This window comes from Pseudomonas sp. Kh14, assembly GCF_900291005.1.
Taxonomy (GTDB): domain Bacteria; phylum Pseudomonadota; class Gammaproteobacteria; order Pseudomonadales; family Pseudomonadaceae; genus Aquipseudomonas; species Aquipseudomonas alloputida.
In genome coordinates, this window is record NZ_OLKJ01000010.1 from 127856 (window position 1) to 144121 (window position 16266).

Below are 16266 nucleotides of genomic sequence, written 5' to 3' on the forward strand. Positions count from 1 at the left end.
GTGCCTCTTTGTGACTACCGCGGTTGAATGTATCCATGCGTAACCATGCTCACGATGACTTTGATGATGTGCCTGCCTTGCGGGCGGGCACCGTTGATGATGACGAACTGATGCCGGCGCATGTGATGCGCAGCCGCCAGAAAGCCGCCCGCGGGGCTAGCACGGCGCCGTTGTGGGCGTTGATCGGTGCCGCGTTCATCGCGTTGGCGGGCCTGGGTTGGTGGAGCTTTCAGCAGATCTCGCTGATGGAGCAGCAACTGGTGGCGACCCAGGAAAGCTTTGCCCGCATCAGTGAAGAGGCGGCTGGCCGCCTTCAGGCGATCAGTGGCAAGGTGGCGGCCAGTGAGTCTGGCGCCACTACCAGCAGTGAGGCATTGAAGCTACAGCTGCGCCAGTTGCAGCAGGGTGTTGCCGGGCAGACCGGCGACCTGGGCAAACGTCTGGAGCAGGTGCTGGCCGATACCCGAGAACAGCAGAAGGCTGTGACCGAGCTGCAAAGCCAGTTGCAGGCGCAACTGAAGCTGGTGAATGGCGAGTTGGCGGCGCTGCGTTCGGGCCAGGTCGATGGTGGCAAGCTGGATGCCCAGTTGAAGAGCCTGAGCGAGCAGGTTGCCGCGCTGAAAGCCTCACAGGTGGATGGCGGCCAGTTGGACGGCCAGCTCAAGAGTTTGGGTAGCGAGGTGGCAGCTTTGAAGAAACAGGGCAACCCGAGCGCTGACATTCAGAGCCTGCAGCAGGACATGCTGGTGTTGAAGAGCCAGGTCGACAACCGCCCGGCTGCGGTGTCATCCAGTGGTGCTTCGGTGCAGGAGTTCGATGCCTTCCGTGCACAGATGACGCGTAACCTGAATACGCTGCAGAGCCAGATTCAGAACCTGCAGCAACAGATCAACGCTCGGCCGTGACGCCGCAGGGGAGGGCGTTGCCCTCCTATCGCGACACAAGGCCGCTCCCACAATGTACGGTGTACGCCGATTGAGCTGCGCCCCGGCAATCTTGATTACAACCGCGGGTAATCGATGTACCCCACCGGCCCCTTGCCATAGAAAGTCTCTGGCCGCGCCTCATTCAACGGCGCATCCGCTGCCAGCCGTGCCGGCAGGTCGGGGTTGGCGATGAACGGCACACCAAACGCCACGGCATCCGCTTTGCCACTGGCCAGGGCCGCATTGGCACTGGCCTTGTCGAACCGCTCGTTGACGATGTACGGGCCACCGAATGCCTCTTTGATCAGCGGCCCGATGCTGTCGTCGGCTTCCCGCTCCCGTGAGCAGATGAAGGCGATGCCGCGCTTGCCCAGCTCTCGGGCCACATAGGTGAAGGTCTCGGCGCGGTCGGCGTCGCCCATATCGTGGGCGTCGGCACGCGGTGCCAGGTGCACACCTACGCGCTGCGCGCCCCACACTTCAATGGCCGCATCGGTCACCTCCAGCAACAGGCGCGCGCGGTTTTCCAGCGAGCCACCGTAACGGTCGGTGCGCTGGTTGGTGCTGCTTTGCAGGAACTGGTCGAGCAGGTAACCGTTGGCGCCATGGATCTCAACACCATCGAAACCTGCAGCCTTGGCATTTTCGGCGCCACTGCGGTAGGACTCGACGATGTCGTTGATTTCTTCGGTTTCCAGCGCCCGCGGGGTAGGGTAGTCACTCAGTGGGCGCACCAAGCTCACATGGCCCTTGGGCTGGATCGCGCTGGGGGCCACAGGCAGTTCGCCATTCAGATAGCTGGGGTGGGAGATACGACCCACGTGCCACAGCTGCAGGAAAATGCGACCGCCTGCGGCATGCACGGCCTTTGTCACGTTGTTCCAGCCACGTACCTGTTCATCGTTCCAGATGCCGGGGGTATCTGGGTAGCCGACGCCCATGGGACTGACCGAAGTCGCCTCGCTGAGGATCAGCCCGGCGCTGGCACGTTGTACGTAGTATTCGGCCATCAGCGCATTGGGCACGCGACCTTCATCGGCGCGGCAGCGGGTGAGCGGGGCCATGATGATACGGTTGGGCAATTGCAGGTCGCCCAGTTTGATCGGATCGAAAAGCGTGGTCATAGTCGTTACCTGTCTTGTCAAAGTGCTTGGCGCAGTTGTTCGAGGAACGCCTGGATGGTGGCTTCGTCGCGTTTGAAGAAGTGCCATTGGCCGATCTTCTGGCTGCTGATAAGCCCGGCGCGCTGCAACGTGGCCAGGTGGGCAGAGACGGTCGACTGCGACAGGCCGCAGCGTTGGTCGATTTGCCCCGCACACACACCGTTTTCGGTGCTGTGGTACTGGTCCGGAAACTGGGTTGCCGGGTCTTTCAGCCAGCTGAGAATTTCTCGCCTGACCGGGTGGGCCAGTGCTTTTATGATTTCGTCGAGATCGAGTGGCATGGTTTGAGGCTCGTTGTAGCGGTATATCGCGATAGGGCGAAATATAATTCGCTGAATTCCGATATACAAATACGAAGGCGTTCTGAGCTGAGCACGAATCGATATATCGCGTTATAACGATATGCTCGGTGGCGATGCTAGACTGCGCTCATGAACTACCTCGCACACTTGCACCTGGGCGGCCCGGCGCCGCAACAACTGCTTGGCAGCCTGTATGGCGACTTTGTCAAAGGCTCTTTGGAAGGGCGCTTTCCGCCTGCGCTGGAGGCGGCCATCCGGCTGCACCGGCAAATCGACAGTTACACTGACCGGCACCCAGTGGTGCTGGCGGCTCTGGCACGTTTTCCGCGCGAGCGGCGGCGTTTTGCCGGCATCGTCCTGGATGTGTTTTTTGACCATTGCCTGGCACGGCACTGGGGCAACTACGCCGATCAGCCGCTGGAGCAGTTCACTGGCGCGTTCTATCGGGTATTGCTGGCAGAGCCCGAGCTGCCTGGGCGGCTGGCGCGGATTGCGCCGTTCATGGCAGCGGATGACTGGCTAGGGGCGTATGGCGACTTCGACACGCTGGAACAGGTGTTCAACGGCATTGCCCGGCGCTTGTCGCGGCCTGAGGGGATGGCCGGGGTGATGGTGGAACTGGAGCGGCTGTATGAGCCGCTGCTGGCGGATTTTCGCGAGTTCTACCCGCAACTGCAGGCGTTTGCAGCGGTAGGGCGGATGTCTGACAGTTAGAGGTGTGTGAGTGATACTGGCCTCCTCGCGGGTGAACCCGCTCCTACGGGTAATGCGCTCGGTGTAGGAGCGGGTTCACCCGCGAAAGGGCCAGAACAGGCAGTGCAAGCATTCAGGCAGCCCGCGCCTGCCGACGTGGCGCCATCTCCACGTCTTCAACCCCGAACAGCGCCAGGTGAATCGCCTGTTGCGCCTGCAACGCCAGCACCGCACGTTCCTTGCCCACGCTACCTATTGGCTGCAGCAGGTGGATGCACACCTCGCCCCGCGGCTGGGCAAACAGGCGCATCAGGTGCGACACCAGGTCGTCTTCACCAATGAACGGTGCTACCGGGTCGATCTGGCCATCACGCAGGTACTGGATAGCGACTGGCTGCACTGCCACGCCACGGTCGATGGCACCTGCCAGCAGGCGCCCATGAAAGGTGCGCAACGTACGGCCGCTGGTAGTGGTGCCTTCGGGGAAGATCAGCAGCGGGCGGGCCAGCCCCAGTTGCCCGGCGATCTGTTCGCGCAGGCGCTGGCTGTCGCCACCACCGCGGCGAATGAACAGCGTGCCGGCCTTTTCCGCCAGCCAGCCAGCCACCGGCCAGTGGCGCACTTCGGCCTTGGACAGGAAAGACAGCGGCGTGAGCATGCCAAGCAGGGGGATGTCGGTCCAGGAAACATGGTTGCTGACCCACAGCATCGGCCGCTGTGGAAGTTCGCCAACTACCTTTACGTCGAAGGGCAGGGCGGCGACCAGGCGCTTCATGAACAGGCAGGTCCAGCGCTGGCGCCGTTCGATCGGCGCCTTGAAGCCCAAGCGCTCGCCCAAGGCGATAATGCTGGCCATCAGCATGCCCTGCGCCAGCACCAGCAGCAGTCGGATGAGGCGGGCCAGTACCCGCAAATTCGGCATCAGACCGCCGCCTTGAAGTGGCGGGCGTAGCGTGGGCACAGCTCGTCGCGTTTGAGCAGGATGAACACGTCTGCCACCTGGAAGTCTTCGTCCCAGCATGGCTCGCCGCAAATCTTCGCGCCCAGGCGCATATAGGCCTTGAGCAGCGGTGGCATTTCGGCAATGACGTTGTTGGGCAGGGCCAGTTTCGGCAGTGGGTTCTTCGGCTCGGCACGCAGGTGTTCGGTGCACAGGTAACGTTCACGCAGGCGCTGCATCACTGCATGGGCCTGCACGCCGCCGTCCTGCATGGGGATACTGGCGCAGCCCATCAGATAGCTGTAGCGGCCCTCGTTGAGCACCTCGGCCAGTTCGCCCCAGAGCACGGCGATGGTACCGCCGTTGCGGTAGTCGGGGGCGACGCAGGTACGGCCCAGTTCGAGGATCGGGCCTTGCAACTGCAACAGGCCGTGCAGGCTGAATTCTTCTTCGCTGTAGAAACGGCCCAGGCTGCTGGCAGCCTGGTGATCGAGCAGGCGGGTGGTGGCAACCAGTTCGCCGGTGCTCAGGTCGCGTACACCAATATGGCGGCAGTGCACGTCGTAGTCGTCCATGTCCAGGCCCTGCTCGGCACCTTTGAGCTTGGCCTTGAATTCTGCGCTGAATACGGTGTAGCGCAGAGCCTGGGCTTCTTGCAGCGCCGCGGCGCCAACCAGGCGTTCGGCTTGCAGACGGCGTTCGGTGCTGTAGTCGCCAGCGGTAGCGATCCGAGTCATTACGAGTCTCCATAAGCCAGCCAAGAAAGGTTGCGGCCGGTCGGCTTTGTTGTGCAAAGTCAGCCTAGGTAGACCCGGTGTCACCCCTGTGAATGTTTGGTGATGCTTGCGTGACACACCCTGAGCCTTAACTGAAAGCCCTCCAGCAAGGAGCTGTTCCATGGCCTGGTTGCAACGACTCAACGATCCGCTTCGCCTCGCGCCGACAGGCTCCCTGGGCGAAACCTACGCCGCGCTGCTCGAGCGCCTCGGCCCGGTTACCCCCTTCGAACTGGCGGTACTGGGTGGGCGTGCAATGGCCACCCCGGGCCTGGCCTTCCTGATGGGTTACCAGGCCGCCCTTCGCGTGCTGTGGCCCAGTGCGCCGCACAGCCTTGGCGCCTTGTGTGCCACCGAGCGGCGCAGCGTGCGGCCTGCAGACATGCACACACGGCTGGACGCTCTGCGGCTGTCGGGCTGCAAAGACTTCGTTACCGCAGGCCTGGAGGCGGAGTGGTTGCTGGTGGCGGCGCGTAGCGAAGCGGCTGGCGCGGCGCCGCAACTGAGCCTGGCGGTGGTCTACCCCGGGGAGCCGGGGGTGACACTGGAGCCATTGCCGACCCTGCCGCTGATGCCGGACGTCGGGCACGGCCGACTGCTGCTGGAGCAGGCATCGTGCGAGTTGCTGGCCGGTGACGGCTGGGATGCCTACGTGAAGCCGTTCCGTTCGCTGGAGGATTTGTATGTGCTCGCGGCGCTGACCGCCTGGTTGTATGGCGTGGGGCAGGAGTGCGCCTGGCCGCAGGGGCTGCGCCTGCAGTTGCTTGGGCTGTTGGCCGGCTGTGCCGAGGGTAGCCGGCAGTGTGCCGATAGCATGGGTTGTCACTTGTTGCTGGGCGGGTTGTTTGCGCAGTTCCAGTCGTTGCGGGCGGAGATCGATGCGGCGTTGGCGACAGGGCCGGTGCAGTGGGCGCAAATCTGGCAGCGTGACCAAGGGGTGATGGCGCTGGCGGCGTCGGCGCGGGAGAAGCGGCTGAACAAGGCGTGGGTTGCTGCGGGCTTTTCATGAATGGCTGACAGGTTTGTGTGAACCGATGAGTCGCGGCGTGGTACCTGTGGGAGGGCGGGGTTACGTGCAAAGCGGCCGGTACTGGCAGCAGAAAACCTGAAAGACATTTCCTTTTATCGCGCTTGATCCCCGCAAATCCCAGCCGTTGACGTATCATTGGCCGCCTGACGGCAACCCCTCCAGGATCGCTTGCGCATGCTCGCCCTTCTTATCCAGACCCTGAACATCACGGCACCGGTTTTCGCCATGCTGTTCATGGGCGTCCTGCTCAAACGCATTCACTTGATCGACGATAACTTCAACCGCGTCGCCTCGCAGCTGGTGTTCAACGTCTGCATGCCGGCGCTGCTCTTCCTCGGTATCTATCACGCCGACCTGGCCGCAGCGGTCAAGCCCGGTGTCATCCTGTATTTCATCGTCGCCACCCTGGCCGGTTTCGCCATTGCCTGGGGCATGGCCATCTGGCGTAGCCCGATGGCCGACCGGGGCATCTATACCCAGGGCGCCTTCCGCGGCAACAACGGTGTGATCGGCCTGGCCCTGGCCGCCAGCCTGTACGGTGACTACGGCATTTCCCTGGGGGCGGTACTCGCAGGCCTGGTCATCCTCATGTACAACTCGCTGTCAGCGGTGGTACTGGCGGTGTACAGCCCGGACCTCAAGTCCGACCCGTGGAGCATCTGCAAGAGCATTTTCAGCAACCCGCTGATCATCAGCGTGCTGGTGGCCGCGCCGATGGCTTACGGCCAAGTGCCGTTGCCCAACTGGCTACTGACCTCGGGCGACTACCTGGCACAGATGACCCTGCCGCTGGCGCTGATCTGTATCGGTGGCACGCTGTCGCTGGCAGCGCTGCGTAACTGTGGCCGGCTGGCCATCGATGCCAGCCTCGTGAAAATGCTCTGGCTGCCGCTGCTCGGCACCCTTGGGGCCTGGTTGTGTGGGTTTCGCGGGGCGGAGCTGGGCATCCTGTTCCTGTACATAGGCAGCCCGACCGCTGCGGCCAGCTACGTGATGGCGCGGGCGGCCAACGGCAATCATGAACTGGCCGCGTCGATCATCGTGATTACCACGCTAATGGCGGCGATCACCACCAACATTGGTATTTTCATCTTGCAGTGGGGCGGATGGATCTAGATCCTTGACTGCAAATAACAGCAACAACACTGCCTCACTGAGCTAAAGGACACTTCATGCAAGACCAGAGCACGCCCGAGCGGTTACAGCGCGGGCTGAAGAATCGCCATATCCAGCTGATCGCGCTGGGCGGGGCCATCGGTACCGGGTTGTTCCTGGGCATTGCCCAGACCATCCAGTTGGCCGGCCCCTCCGTGTTGCTGGGCTACGCCATCGCCGGCCTGATGGCCTTCCTGATCATGCGCCAGCTGGGCGAAATGGTGGTGGAAGAGCCGGTCGCCGGCAGCTTCAGCCACTTCGCCCACCAATACTGGAGCGAGTTCGCCGGTTTTGTTTCAGGCTGGAATTACTGGGTGGTGTACGTGCTGGTCGGCATGGCCGAGCTGACGGCGGTCGGTATCTACGTGCAGTACTGGTGGCCGGACTTCCCCACCTGGGCCACGGCAGCGATCTTCTTCGTGGTGATCAACCTGATCAACCTGACCCAGGTAAAGGTCTATGGCGAGATGGAGTTCTGGTTCGCCCTGGTCAAGGTAGTAGCCATCGTCAGCATGATCGGCTTTGGTGCCTGGTTGCTGGGCAGCGGTCATGGTGGCCCGGATGCCAGCGTGGCCAACCTGTGGCAGTACGGCGGCTTCTTCCCTAACGGCGTCACGGGTCTGGTAATGGCCCTGGCGGTGATCATGTTCTCGTTCGGTGGCCTGGAGTTGGTCGGCATCACGGCTGCCGAGGCTGACAACCCGCGCCAGAGCATCCCCAAGGCCACCAACCAGGTGGTGTACCGTATTCTGATTTTCTACATCGGTGCCTTGGCAGTGCTGTTGTCGCTGTACCCTTGGCAGAAGGTGGTGCAAGGCGGCAGCCCATTCGTGATGATCTTCCACGAACTGGACAGCGACCTGGTGGCGACCATCCTCAATATCGTGGTGCTGACGGCTGCGCTCTCGGTGTACAACAGCTGTGTGTACGCCAATAGCCGTATGCTGTTCGGCCTCGCCAGCCAGGGCGATGCGCCGCGTCAGTTGCTGAAGGTAAGCCGTAGCGGCGTGCCGCTGACCGCGCTGGGCGTGTCGGCCTTTGCGACCGGCCTGTGCGTGCTGATCAACTACCTGATGCCGGGTGGGGCCTTTGGCTTGCTGATGGCGTTGGCAGTGTCCGCGTTGGTGATCAACTGGGCGAGCATCAGCATTACCCACCTGAAATTCCGCAAGGCCAAGCTGGCCGCCGGGATCACCCCCTTCTACAAAAGCCTGGGTCACCCACTGACCAACTACCTGTGCCTGGCGTTCATCGTGCTGATCCTGGTGGTGATGTACCTGACGCCGCCGATTCGCATCTCGGTAATGCTGATCCCGGTATGGATCGCTGTGCTGTGGGTGGCCTTCAAGTTGAAGAAGGCTCGCCAGGCCAAGGGCTGATCGGGTTTGTTCGTAAGGGGTATGCCGTTAGGTTTTCGGCGCTCGATCTCACAGGCGACGAAAGCCTAAAGGCATGCGTCTGGCGGCCCTGACGCATGCCCCTCAATGCTGCCTCCGCCAGGCACGCACGGTGGTGTACATCAACACTGTGGCGAGCACCGGCAGTACATAGAACAGCATCAATCGCTCCAGGCGGCCAGCCAGCGGCATACCCATGGTAAAAGCCGCCACATGAAGGCCGTAGGCCAGGTACAGGCAAAGAAACACCAGGCCTTCGGCGCGAGTGATGCGGTAACCGGAATAGAACACTGGCAGGCTCAGTACGGCAACGCCGAGCATTACAGGCAGATCGAAAGAAAGCGCGTTAGGCGAGATCGACAGGGGTTCCGGGGTGATCAGTGCGGTCAGGCCCAGTACGGCCAGCAGGTTGAACAGGTTGCTGCCGATCACCGTGCCCACCGCGATCTCCCGTTCGCCACGCAAGGCGGCGATCAGCGCAGCGGCCAGTTCCGGCAGGGAGGTGCAGATGGCGACGACCGTCAGGCCGATAATACGCTCGGACAGGCCCAGGTCGGTGGCCACCTCGATGGCAGCTTCCAGTAGCAAGTGGCCCGCCAGGCTCAGCAGGCCAAGGCCGACCAGTATCTGCAGCAGCGTACCTGACCAGAAGCGCCCGGCCCCGGACCTGGCGGCGTCCGGGGCAGGGTAGGTGCGTGCGTAATGGCGCGACTGATGCCAGAGCATTGCCAGGTAACCGGCCAGCCCCAGCAATAGCAGTGCCCCTTCAACCCTGCCCAGATGGGCATTGGCGGACAGTGCATACACCAGCCCGCTGGCAAGGATCATCAAGGGAATGTCCAGGCGCACCAGCTGGCGTGACACCCGCAGCGGGATGATCAGCGCGGCCAGGCCGAGAATGACCAGTACGTTGAAAATGTTGCTGCCGATGACGCTGCCTACTGCCACATCCGGCGCACCCTGGTAGGCGGCCTGCAGGCTTACGGTCAATTGTGGCGCGGTACTGCCGAAGGCCACCAGGCTCAGGCCTATGATCAGCGGGCGCACGTGCAGGCGCTGCGCCAGGCGCAAGGCGGAGCGCACCAGTAACTCGGCGCCGCCGACCAGCAACAGCAGGGCAACGCCCATTTGCAGCAGGCTAAAAGTGGGAAGGGTGGCCAGGTCGAAAATGGTCGGACTCCTGTCGCGTCAGTCGCTAAGCCCTTGTACTCGCACGCGCGCTGTTCCGCTACGGAGCATGCCGATTTTTTCCGCTGCTGCGCGAGACAGGTCGATCAGGCGGCCGCGGGTGTGCGGGCCACGGTCGTTGATGCGTACCACCACACTGCGCTGGTTGGCCATGTTGGTCACCCGTACACGTGTGCCGAAGGGCAGGCTGCGGTGGGCGGCGGTAAGGCCGTGCTGGTTGAACGGTTCGCCACTGGCGGTGCGTTTGCCATGGTGGCGCGAGCCGTAGTAGGAAGCGGTGCCCGTCTGGTCGTAGCCGCGCGGGTCGATGTCATGGCTGGCGCAGCCGGCCAGGAAAGAAAACAGGGCGAGGGTGCCGAGGGAACGTTTTAGCAAGTCAGGTGCTCTCCGGTGCGACCATTCGCGGGTAAATCCGCTCCTACAGGGACCGCTGGCTTGTGTAGGAGCGGCTTCAGCCGCGAACGAGGGCGACGCCCTCGCAGCATTACAGGGGTAAAACCATCACCCTTCGAGCTTGGCTTTGAGCAATTGGTTCACCTGCCCCGGGTTGGCCTTGCCTTTGGAGGCTTTCATGGCCTGGCCGACGAAGAAGCCGAACATCTTGCCGCGCTTGGCCTCATCGGCTGCGCGATACTGTTCGACCTGCTCGGCATTGGCTGCCAGCATTTCGTCGAGCATCTTGTCGATCGCACCCGTGTCGGTAACCTGTTTCAGGCCCTTGCTCTCGATGATGCTGTCGGCATCGCCTTCACCGGCGGCCATGGCCTCGAACACGGTTTTGGCAATCTTGCCGCTGATGGTGTTGTCACGAATGCGCAGCAGCATGCCGCCCAGTTGCGCGGCGCTGACCGGCGCCTGATCGATTTCGACACCCAGCTTGTTCAGCAGGCTACCCAGTTCGACCATGACCCAGTTGGCCGCCAGCTTGGCATCACCACCGATCTTCACCACTTCTTCGAAGTAGTCAGCCTGTTCGCGGCTGGAAGCCAACACGTTGGCGTCGTAGGCCGACAGACCGTACTGAGTCTGGAAGCGCTCGACCTTCTGTGGTGGCAGCTCCGGCAGGCCGGCGCGAATGGTTTCGAGGAAGCTGTCCTCGATGACTACCGGCAGCAGGTCGGGGTCGGGGAAGTAACGGTAGTCGTTAGCTTCCTCTTTGCTGCGCATGGAGCGGGTTTCGTCCTTGTTCGGGTCGTACAGGCGGGTTTCCTGCACCACTTTGCCACCGTCTTCGATCAGGTCGATCTGGCGCTGGATTTCGCTGTTGATCGCACGCTCGATGAAACGGAACGAGTTGACGTTCTTGATTTCGCAGCGAGTGCCGAACTCGGTCTGGCCTTTCGGGCGGATCGATACGTTGCAGTCGCAGCGCAGCGAACCTTCGGCCATGTTGCCGTCGCAGATGCCCAGGTAGCGCACCAGCGCGTGGATCGCCTTGACGTAAGCTACGGCTTCCTTGGCACTGCGCATGTCAGGCTCGGAGACGATTTCCAGCAGCGGAGTGCCGGCACGGTTCAGGTCGATGCCGGTGGAACCGCTGAAGTCTTCGTGCAGGCTCTTGCCGGCGTCTTCTTCCAGGTGCGCGCGGGTTACGCCGATGCGCTTGATGGTGCCGTCTTCCAGCGCGATGTCCAGGTGGCCCTTGCCGACGATCGGCAGGTCCATCTGGCTGATCTGGTAGCCCTTGGGCAGGTCGGGGTAGAAGTAGTTCTTGCGTGCGAACACGTTGCGCTTGCCGATTTCGGCATCGATGGCCAGGCCGAACATGCACGCCATGCGCACGGCTTGCTCGTTCAGCACCGGCAGTACACCGGGCATGCCCAGGTCAACCAGGCTGGCCTGAGTATTCGGCTCGGAGCCAAAGGTGGTAGCGCTGCCGGAGAAGATCTTCGACTGGGTGGCGAGCTGAGTGTGGATTTCCAGCCCGATCACAACTTCCCATTGCATGTGTGAATTCCTCAGAAGCCGTTGGGGGCGCGGGTATGCCAGTCGGTCACCTGTTGGTAGCGGTGCGCGACGTTGAGCAGGCGGCCTTCCTGGAAGTACGGCGCCAGCAGTTGCACGCCGACCGGCAGGCCGTCGACGAAGCCCGCAGGCATCGACAGGCCAGGCAGGCCCGCCAGGTTGGCGGTGATGGTGTAGACGTCTTCGAGATAGGCGGCAACCGGGTCGCTGCTCTTGGCGCCAAGCTTCCAGGCCGGGTTTGGCGTGGTCGGGCCGAGAATCAGGTCGACATCGTTGAAGGCGGCCATGAAGTCGTTCTTGATCAGGCGGCGGATTTGCTGCGCCTTCACGTAATAGGCGTCGTAGTAGCCGGCCGACAGGGCGTAGGTACCGACCATGATGCGGCGCTGTACTTCAACGCCGAACCCTTCGCCGCGTGAGCGCTTGTACAGGTCGGTGAGGTCTTTCGGCTCTTCACAGCGGTAGCCGAAGCGTACGCCGTCGAAACGCGACAGGTTGGAAGAGGCTTCAGCCGGAGCGATCACGTAGTAGGCCGGAATGGCATGCTGCATGTTCGGCAGGCTGATTTCCTTGACCACTGCACCGAGCTTTTCCAGCTCTTTGACGCTGGCCTGGACCAGGTCGGCGATGCGTGGGTCGAGGCCTGCACCGAAATACTCTTTCGGCAGGCCGATGCGCAGGCCCTGCAGCGAAGCGTTCAGGCTGGCGCTGTAGTCCGGCACCGGTTCTTCGATACTGGTGGAGTCCTTGGCGTCGAAACCGGCCATACCTTGCAGCAGCAGCGCGCAGTCCTCGGCGGTGCGGGCCAGCGGGCCGCCCTGGTCGAGGCTGGAGGCGTAGGCGATCATGCCCCAGCGCGACACACGACCGTACGTCGGCTTGAGGCCGGTGAGGTTGGTCAGTGCCGCTGGCTGGCGGATCGAGCCGCCGGTGTCGGTGCCCGTGGTGGCGGGCAGCAGACGCGCGGCCACGGCAGCGGCCGAACCACCGGACGATCCGCCCGGAACGTGCTCGAGGTTCCACGGGTTCTTCACCGCGCCGTAATGGCTGGATTCGTTGGCCGAACCCATGGCGAATTCGTCCATGTTGGTCTTGCCCAGGGTAACCATGCCGGCTTCGGCCAGCTTGGCGACCACGGTGGCGTCATAGGGCGCCTTGAAGTTGTCGAGCATCTTCGAGCCGCAACTGGTGCGTACGCCGTTGGTGCAGAACAGGTCTTTGTGGGCTATCGGTGCACCCAGCAGCGCGCCGGTTTCGCCAGCGGCGCGACGGGCATCGGCGGCACGCGCCTGGCCCAGGGCCAGGTCTTCGGTGACGCTGATGAAGCTGTTGATCTGTGGGTCGAGCTGCTTGATGCGCGCCAGCAGCGTGCCGGTCAGCTCTTCGGAAGAAAACGATTTGTCGGCGAGTCCGCGGGCGATCTCGGCCAGGGTCAATTGATGCATGGCAGGCTCTATCCCTTACTCGATGACTTTGGGAACCAGGTACAGACCGCTTTCGGTCGACGGTGCGATGGCCTGGTAGGCATCGCGCTGGTTGCTTTCGGTGACTTGGTCAGGACGCAGGCGCTGGCTGGCCTCCAGCGGGTGGGCCAGGGGCTCGATGCCAGTGGTATCGACCGCTTGCATCTGGTCGACCAGGCCCAGAATGCTGTTCAGGGCGTCGGTAATGCGTGGCAGTTCGCCATCATTCAGGCCCAGGCGGGCCAGATGGGCGATCTTTTCCACGTCGCAGCGTTCAAGCGCCATGAGGATCTCCAAGGGAAACAAAGAACGGAATTTGGGTCCGCGGTGAGGAACATGTCAGCTTTCTGGCGGTCTAACGGCCGCGAAATTCTGCTGGCGTGCTCGGAAAAACAGCCAATTTAACATATTGGCTCCTTGCCCAAAATCCCTGCCATTGTTAGAGTTTGCCGCACTTTTTTACCCACGCTTTCCCCAGGGTCACTTTCCCATGTTCAAGAAACTGCGTGGCATGTTTTCCAGCGATCTTTCTATCGACCTGGGTACTGCCAACACCCTTATTTACGTGCGTGAGCGCGGTATCGTCCTGAATGAGCCCTCGGTTGTTGCCATCCGTACCCATGGCAACCAGAAAAGCGTCGTCGCCGTCGGTACCGAAGCCAAACGCATGCTGGGCCGTACGCCTGGCAACATTGCAGCCATTCGTCCGATGAAGGACGGCGTCATTGCCGACTTCAGCGTCTGCGAAAAAATGTTGCAATATTTTATCAACAAGGTTCACGAGAACAGCTTCCTGCAGCCGAGCCCGCGCGTGCTGATCTGCGTGCCGTGCAAGTCGACCCAGGTCGAGCGCCGCGCCATCCGCGAGTCGGCCCTCGGTGCGGGTGCCCGTGAAGTGTTCCTGATCGAAGAGCCAATGGCCGCTGCCATCGGTGCCGGCCTGCCGGTTGAAGAGGCCCGCGGTTCGATGGTCGTCGATATCGGTGGCGGTACCACTGAAATCGCCCTGATCTCGCTGAACGGTGTGGTCTATGCCGAGTCCGTCCGCGTTGGCGGTGACCGCTTCGACGAAGCCATCGTAACCTACGTACGCCGCAACTACGGCAGCTTGATCGGCGAATCCACCGCCGAACGTATCAAGCAGGAAATCGGTACTGCCTACCCAGGTGGCGAAGTACGTGAAGTCGACGTGCGTGGTCGTAACCTGGCCGAAGGCGTACCGCGTGCCTTCACCCTGAACTCCAACGAAGTGCTCGAAGCGCTGCAGGAATCGCTGGCGACCATCGTCCAGGCGGTCAAGAGCGCCCTCGAGCAATCGCCGCCGGAACTCGCCTCGGACATCGCCGAGCGCGGCCTGGTGCTGACCGGTGGTGGTGCGCTGCTGCGTGACCTCGACAAACTGCTGGCCCAGGAAACCGGCCTGCCGGTGATCGTCGCCGAGGACCCGCTGACCTGCGTCGCCCGTGGCGGCGGTCGCGCCCTGGAGATGATGGACAAGCACGCGATGGACCTGCTCTCCAGCGAGTGATCCCGCTCGCTGTTCACGAGCGCCCGGTTTACAGGTAGTACGTACAGTGCTACCTGTATGCGCTGGGCTGGCGCCCGTTTGGGGCGCCGTATCCGTCAACTTGCAACCAGGCTGGTGCGTTGTTCCATGTCCAATGACCTCCTGAGTCGTCCACGAGGAACGGCCCATTAAACCGCTTTTCTCCAAGGGCCCTTCGCTGGGCGTTCGCCTGCTCGTTCTGGTGGTGATGTCGGTCGCGTTGATGGTTGTCGACGCGCGCTTCGATGTGCTCAAACCCGTGCGCAGCCAGATGGGCCTGGTGCTGATGGAGTCGTACTGGATCACCGATTTGCCACAGCGTGCCTGGCAAGGTGTGGCCGGCCAGTTCGGTAGCCGCACCGAGCTGATTGCCGAAAACGAGAAGCTCAAGACCGAAGCCCTGCTGCTGCAGGGGCGCCTGCAGAAGCTGGCGGCCCTGACCGAGCAGAACGTGCGGCTGCGCGAGTTGCTCAACTCTTCGGCGCTGGTCAACGAAAAGGTTGAAGTGGCCGAGCTGATCGGTGTCGACCCCAACCCGTTTACCCACCGCATTCTGATCAACAAGGGTGAGCGTGATGGTGTGTTCCTGGGCCAGCCGGTGCTCGATGCCCGCGGCCTGATGGGCCAGGTCGTAGAGTTGATGCCCTACACCGCGCGGGTGCTGTTGCTGACCGATACCACCCACAGCATTCCGGTGCAGGTCAACCGCAACGGTCTGCGTGCCATCGCCAGCGGCACTGGCAACCCGGAGCGCCTGGAGTTGCGCCATGTGGCCGACACTGCCGACATCAAGGAAGGCGACCTGCTGGTCAGTTCCGGCATGGGGCAGCGCTTTCCTGCCGGCTATCCGGTGGCCACGGTCAACGAAGTGATCCACGATTCCGGCCAGCCCTTTGCCATCGTCCGTGCCATCCCCACCGCCGCGCTCAACCGCAGCCGCTATATGTTGCTGGTGTTCAGTGACCGGCGTAGCCCGGAGCAGCGCGCCACCGATGCCGCCATTGCCCAGGAAGAGGCTGACCGCAAGGGCGCTGCACCTGCCGGCCAGCCGGCCGCTACCCATGATCAGGTCGCACCCGCCGCTGGCACGCCTGCCGCGTCGGTCACGCCGGCAGCACCGGCAGCACCGGCCACTCCGGTCGCGCAGCCAGCAGCCCCGTCTGCTGCACCTGCCACGCCGGCCGCACCCGCTCAACCCCGGAGGCAATGATGGCTGCATCACGCCGCAATAACGGCTGGGTCATCTGGCTTACGTTCGCCATCGGCCTGCTGCTCAGCGTTTCCCCCATGCCGCAGTTCATGGAAGTGTTCCGGCCCATGTGGCTGGCCTTGCTGGTGTCGTTCTGGACCCTTGCCGTGCCGAACAAGGTCGGCATGACCACGGCATTCGTGCTGGGCCTTGCCGAGGACGTGCTGTATGGCACGCTGCTGGGGCAGAATGCGCTGGTCCTAACCCTCATCACCTTCTTGGTGCTGTCCCTGCAGCAGCGTCTGCGCATGTTCCCCATGTGGCAGCAAAGCCTGGTCATTCTGGTGATCTTTGGTATCGCCCAGTTGATCCAGCTGTGGCTCAGTGCACTGACCGGCAACCGCCTGCCCACCCTGGCGCTGGTCTGGTCGGCGGTGATCAGCGCCTTGCTCTGGCCGTGGATCAGCTTTGCCTTGCGCGACCTGCGTCGACGCTTGCACATCAACTGACGGCAACGCGCCACTGACAGGGAG

At 62.7% G+C, this 16266-nt stretch carries 17 protein-coding genes; 8 read left to right on the forward strand and 9 right to left on the reverse strand.

All coding sequences use genetic code 11. The annotated features are described in order from the left end of the window. Positions 1–35: 35 nt before the first annotated feature. Complete coding sequence (locus FQ668_RS04150) at positions 36–905, forward strand: hypothetical protein (RefSeq protein WP_014589803.1); 870 nt, start codon at positions 36–38, stop codon at positions 903–905. Positions 906–1000: 95 nt separating this feature from the next. Here FQ668_RS04150 and FQ668_RS04155 read toward each other — a convergent pair whose 3' ends face one another. Both FQ668_RS04155 and FQ668_RS04160 read right to left on the reverse strand, forming a co-directional pair. After that, the gene (locus tag FQ668_RS04155; RefSeq protein WP_019439052.1) at positions 1001–2050 is read right to left on the reverse strand and encodes an alkene reductase; all 1050 of its coding nucleotides are present in this window, start codon (positions 2048–2050) and stop codon (positions 1001–1003) included. 17 nt (positions 2051–2067) lie between these two features. Next, the gene (locus tag FQ668_RS04160; RefSeq protein WP_003255178.1) at positions 2068–2370 is read right to left on the reverse strand and encodes a helix-turn-helix transcriptional regulator; all 303 of its coding nucleotides are present in this window, start codon (positions 2368–2370) and stop codon (positions 2068–2070) included. Positions 2371–2520: 150 nt separating this feature from the next. Between FQ668_RS04160 and FQ668_RS04165 the strand changes: the two genes are divergently transcribed. After that, a complete protein-coding gene (locus FQ668_RS04165) occupies positions 2521–3105 on the forward strand; it encodes an ACP phosphodiesterase (RefSeq protein ID WP_019439051.1) in 585 nt (194 codons plus the stop codon). A 112-nt stretch (positions 3106–3217) separates the two neighbouring features. Here the strand turns inward: FQ668_RS04165 and FQ668_RS04170 are convergent, their stop codons facing one another. Beyond that, positions 3218–4006: a lysophospholipid acyltransferase family protein gene (locus tag FQ668_RS04170; RefSeq protein ID WP_019436963.1), complete on the reverse strand. Its 789-nt coding sequence runs from the start codon at positions 4004–4006 to the stop codon at positions 3218–3220. Then, positions 4006–4761 (reverse strand): L-ornithine N(alpha)-acyltransferase, encoded by a 756-nt coding sequence (gene olsB / locus FQ668_RS04175; protein ID WP_003255175.1) that lies wholly within the window; start codon positions 4759–4761, stop codon positions 4006–4008. The genes FQ668_RS04170 and olsB overlap by 1 nt, the downstream gene beginning before the upstream one ends. Before the next feature lie 160 nt (positions 4762–4921). Here olsB and FQ668_RS04180 point away from each other — a divergent pair, with 160 nt between their 5' ends. The 3 genes from FQ668_RS04180 to FQ668_RS04190 all read left to right on the forward strand — a co-directional run bounded on the left by FQ668_RS04180 (position 4922) and on the right by FQ668_RS04190 (position 8364). After that, positions 4922–5809 carry a hypothetical protein gene (locus FQ668_RS04180; RefSeq protein ID WP_014589807.1) on the forward strand — a complete coding sequence of 296 codons (888 nt, stop codon included), beginning with the start codon at positions 4922–4924 and terminating at the stop codon, positions 5807–5809. Positions 5810–6004: 195 nt separating this feature from the next. Beyond that, entirely contained in the window at positions 6005–6946 is a 942-nt protein-coding gene (locus FQ668_RS04185; protein WP_014589808.1) for an AEC family transporter, read from the forward strand. Between the two features lie 56 nt (positions 6947–7002). Then, a complete protein-coding gene (locus FQ668_RS04190) occupies positions 7003–8364 on the forward strand; it encodes an amino acid permease (protein ID WP_014589809.1) in 1362 nt (453 codons plus the stop codon). A gap of 102 nt (positions 8365–8466) precedes the next feature. On the opposite strand, the gene FQ668_RS04195 is transcribed toward FQ668_RS04190, so the two are convergent. The 5 genes from FQ668_RS04195 to gatC all read right to left on the reverse strand — a co-directional run bounded on the left by FQ668_RS04195 (position 8467) and on the right by gatC (position 13283). Further along, the gene (locus tag FQ668_RS04195) at positions 8467–9510 is read right to left on the reverse strand and encodes a calcium/sodium antiporter (protein ID WP_014589810.1); all 1044 of its coding nucleotides are present in this window, start codon (positions 9508–9510) and stop codon (positions 8467–8469) included. Between the two features lie 60 nt (positions 9511–9570). Beyond that, positions 9571–9945, reverse strand: coding sequence for a septal ring lytic transglycosylase RlpA family protein (locus FQ668_RS04200; RefSeq protein WP_003255170.1), 375 nt, complete (start codon positions 9943–9945; stop codon positions 9571–9573). Between the two features lie 126 nt (positions 9946–10071). Beyond that, positions 10072–11517 (reverse strand): Asp-tRNA(Asn)/Glu-tRNA(Gln) amidotransferase subunit GatB, encoded by a 1446-nt coding sequence (gene gatB / locus FQ668_RS04205; RefSeq protein ID WP_010952130.1) that lies wholly within the window; start codon positions 11515–11517, stop codon positions 10072–10074. Positions 11518–11528: 11 nt separating this feature from the next. Then, on the reverse strand, positions 11529–12980 hold the full coding sequence (gene gatA / locus FQ668_RS04210; RefSeq protein ID WP_019436962.1) for an Asp-tRNA(Asn)/Glu-tRNA(Gln) amidotransferase subunit GatA: 1452 nt from the start codon (positions 12978–12980) through the stop codon (positions 11529–11531). A 15-nt stretch (positions 12981–12995) separates the two neighbouring features. Further along, positions 12996–13283, reverse strand: coding sequence for an Asp-tRNA(Asn)/Glu-tRNA(Gln) amidotransferase subunit GatC (gene gatC, locus FQ668_RS04215; RefSeq protein ID WP_003255165.1), 288 nt, complete (start codon positions 13281–13283; stop codon positions 12996–12998). 205 nt (positions 13284–13488) lie between these two features. On the opposite strand from gatC, the gene mreB reads away from it, so the two are divergent. From mreB to mreD, 3 genes are all read left to right on the forward strand, one after another. Then, entirely contained in the window at positions 13489–14526 is a 1038-nt protein-coding gene (mreB, locus tag FQ668_RS04220; protein ID WP_003255163.1) for a rod shape-determining protein MreB, read from the forward strand. Positions 14527–14692: 166 nt separating this feature from the next. Continuing rightward, positions 14693–15754, forward strand: coding sequence for a rod shape-determining protein MreC (gene mreC, locus FQ668_RS04225; RefSeq protein ID WP_080590200.1), 1062 nt, complete (start codon positions 14693–14695; stop codon positions 15752–15754). After that, positions 15754–16242 (forward strand): rod shape-determining protein MreD, encoded by a 489-nt coding sequence (gene mreD / locus FQ668_RS04230; RefSeq protein ID WP_003255161.1) that lies wholly within the window; start codon positions 15754–15756, stop codon positions 16240–16242. The genes mreC and mreD overlap by 1 nt, the downstream gene beginning before the upstream one ends. Positions 16243–16266: the final 24 nt, after the last annotated feature.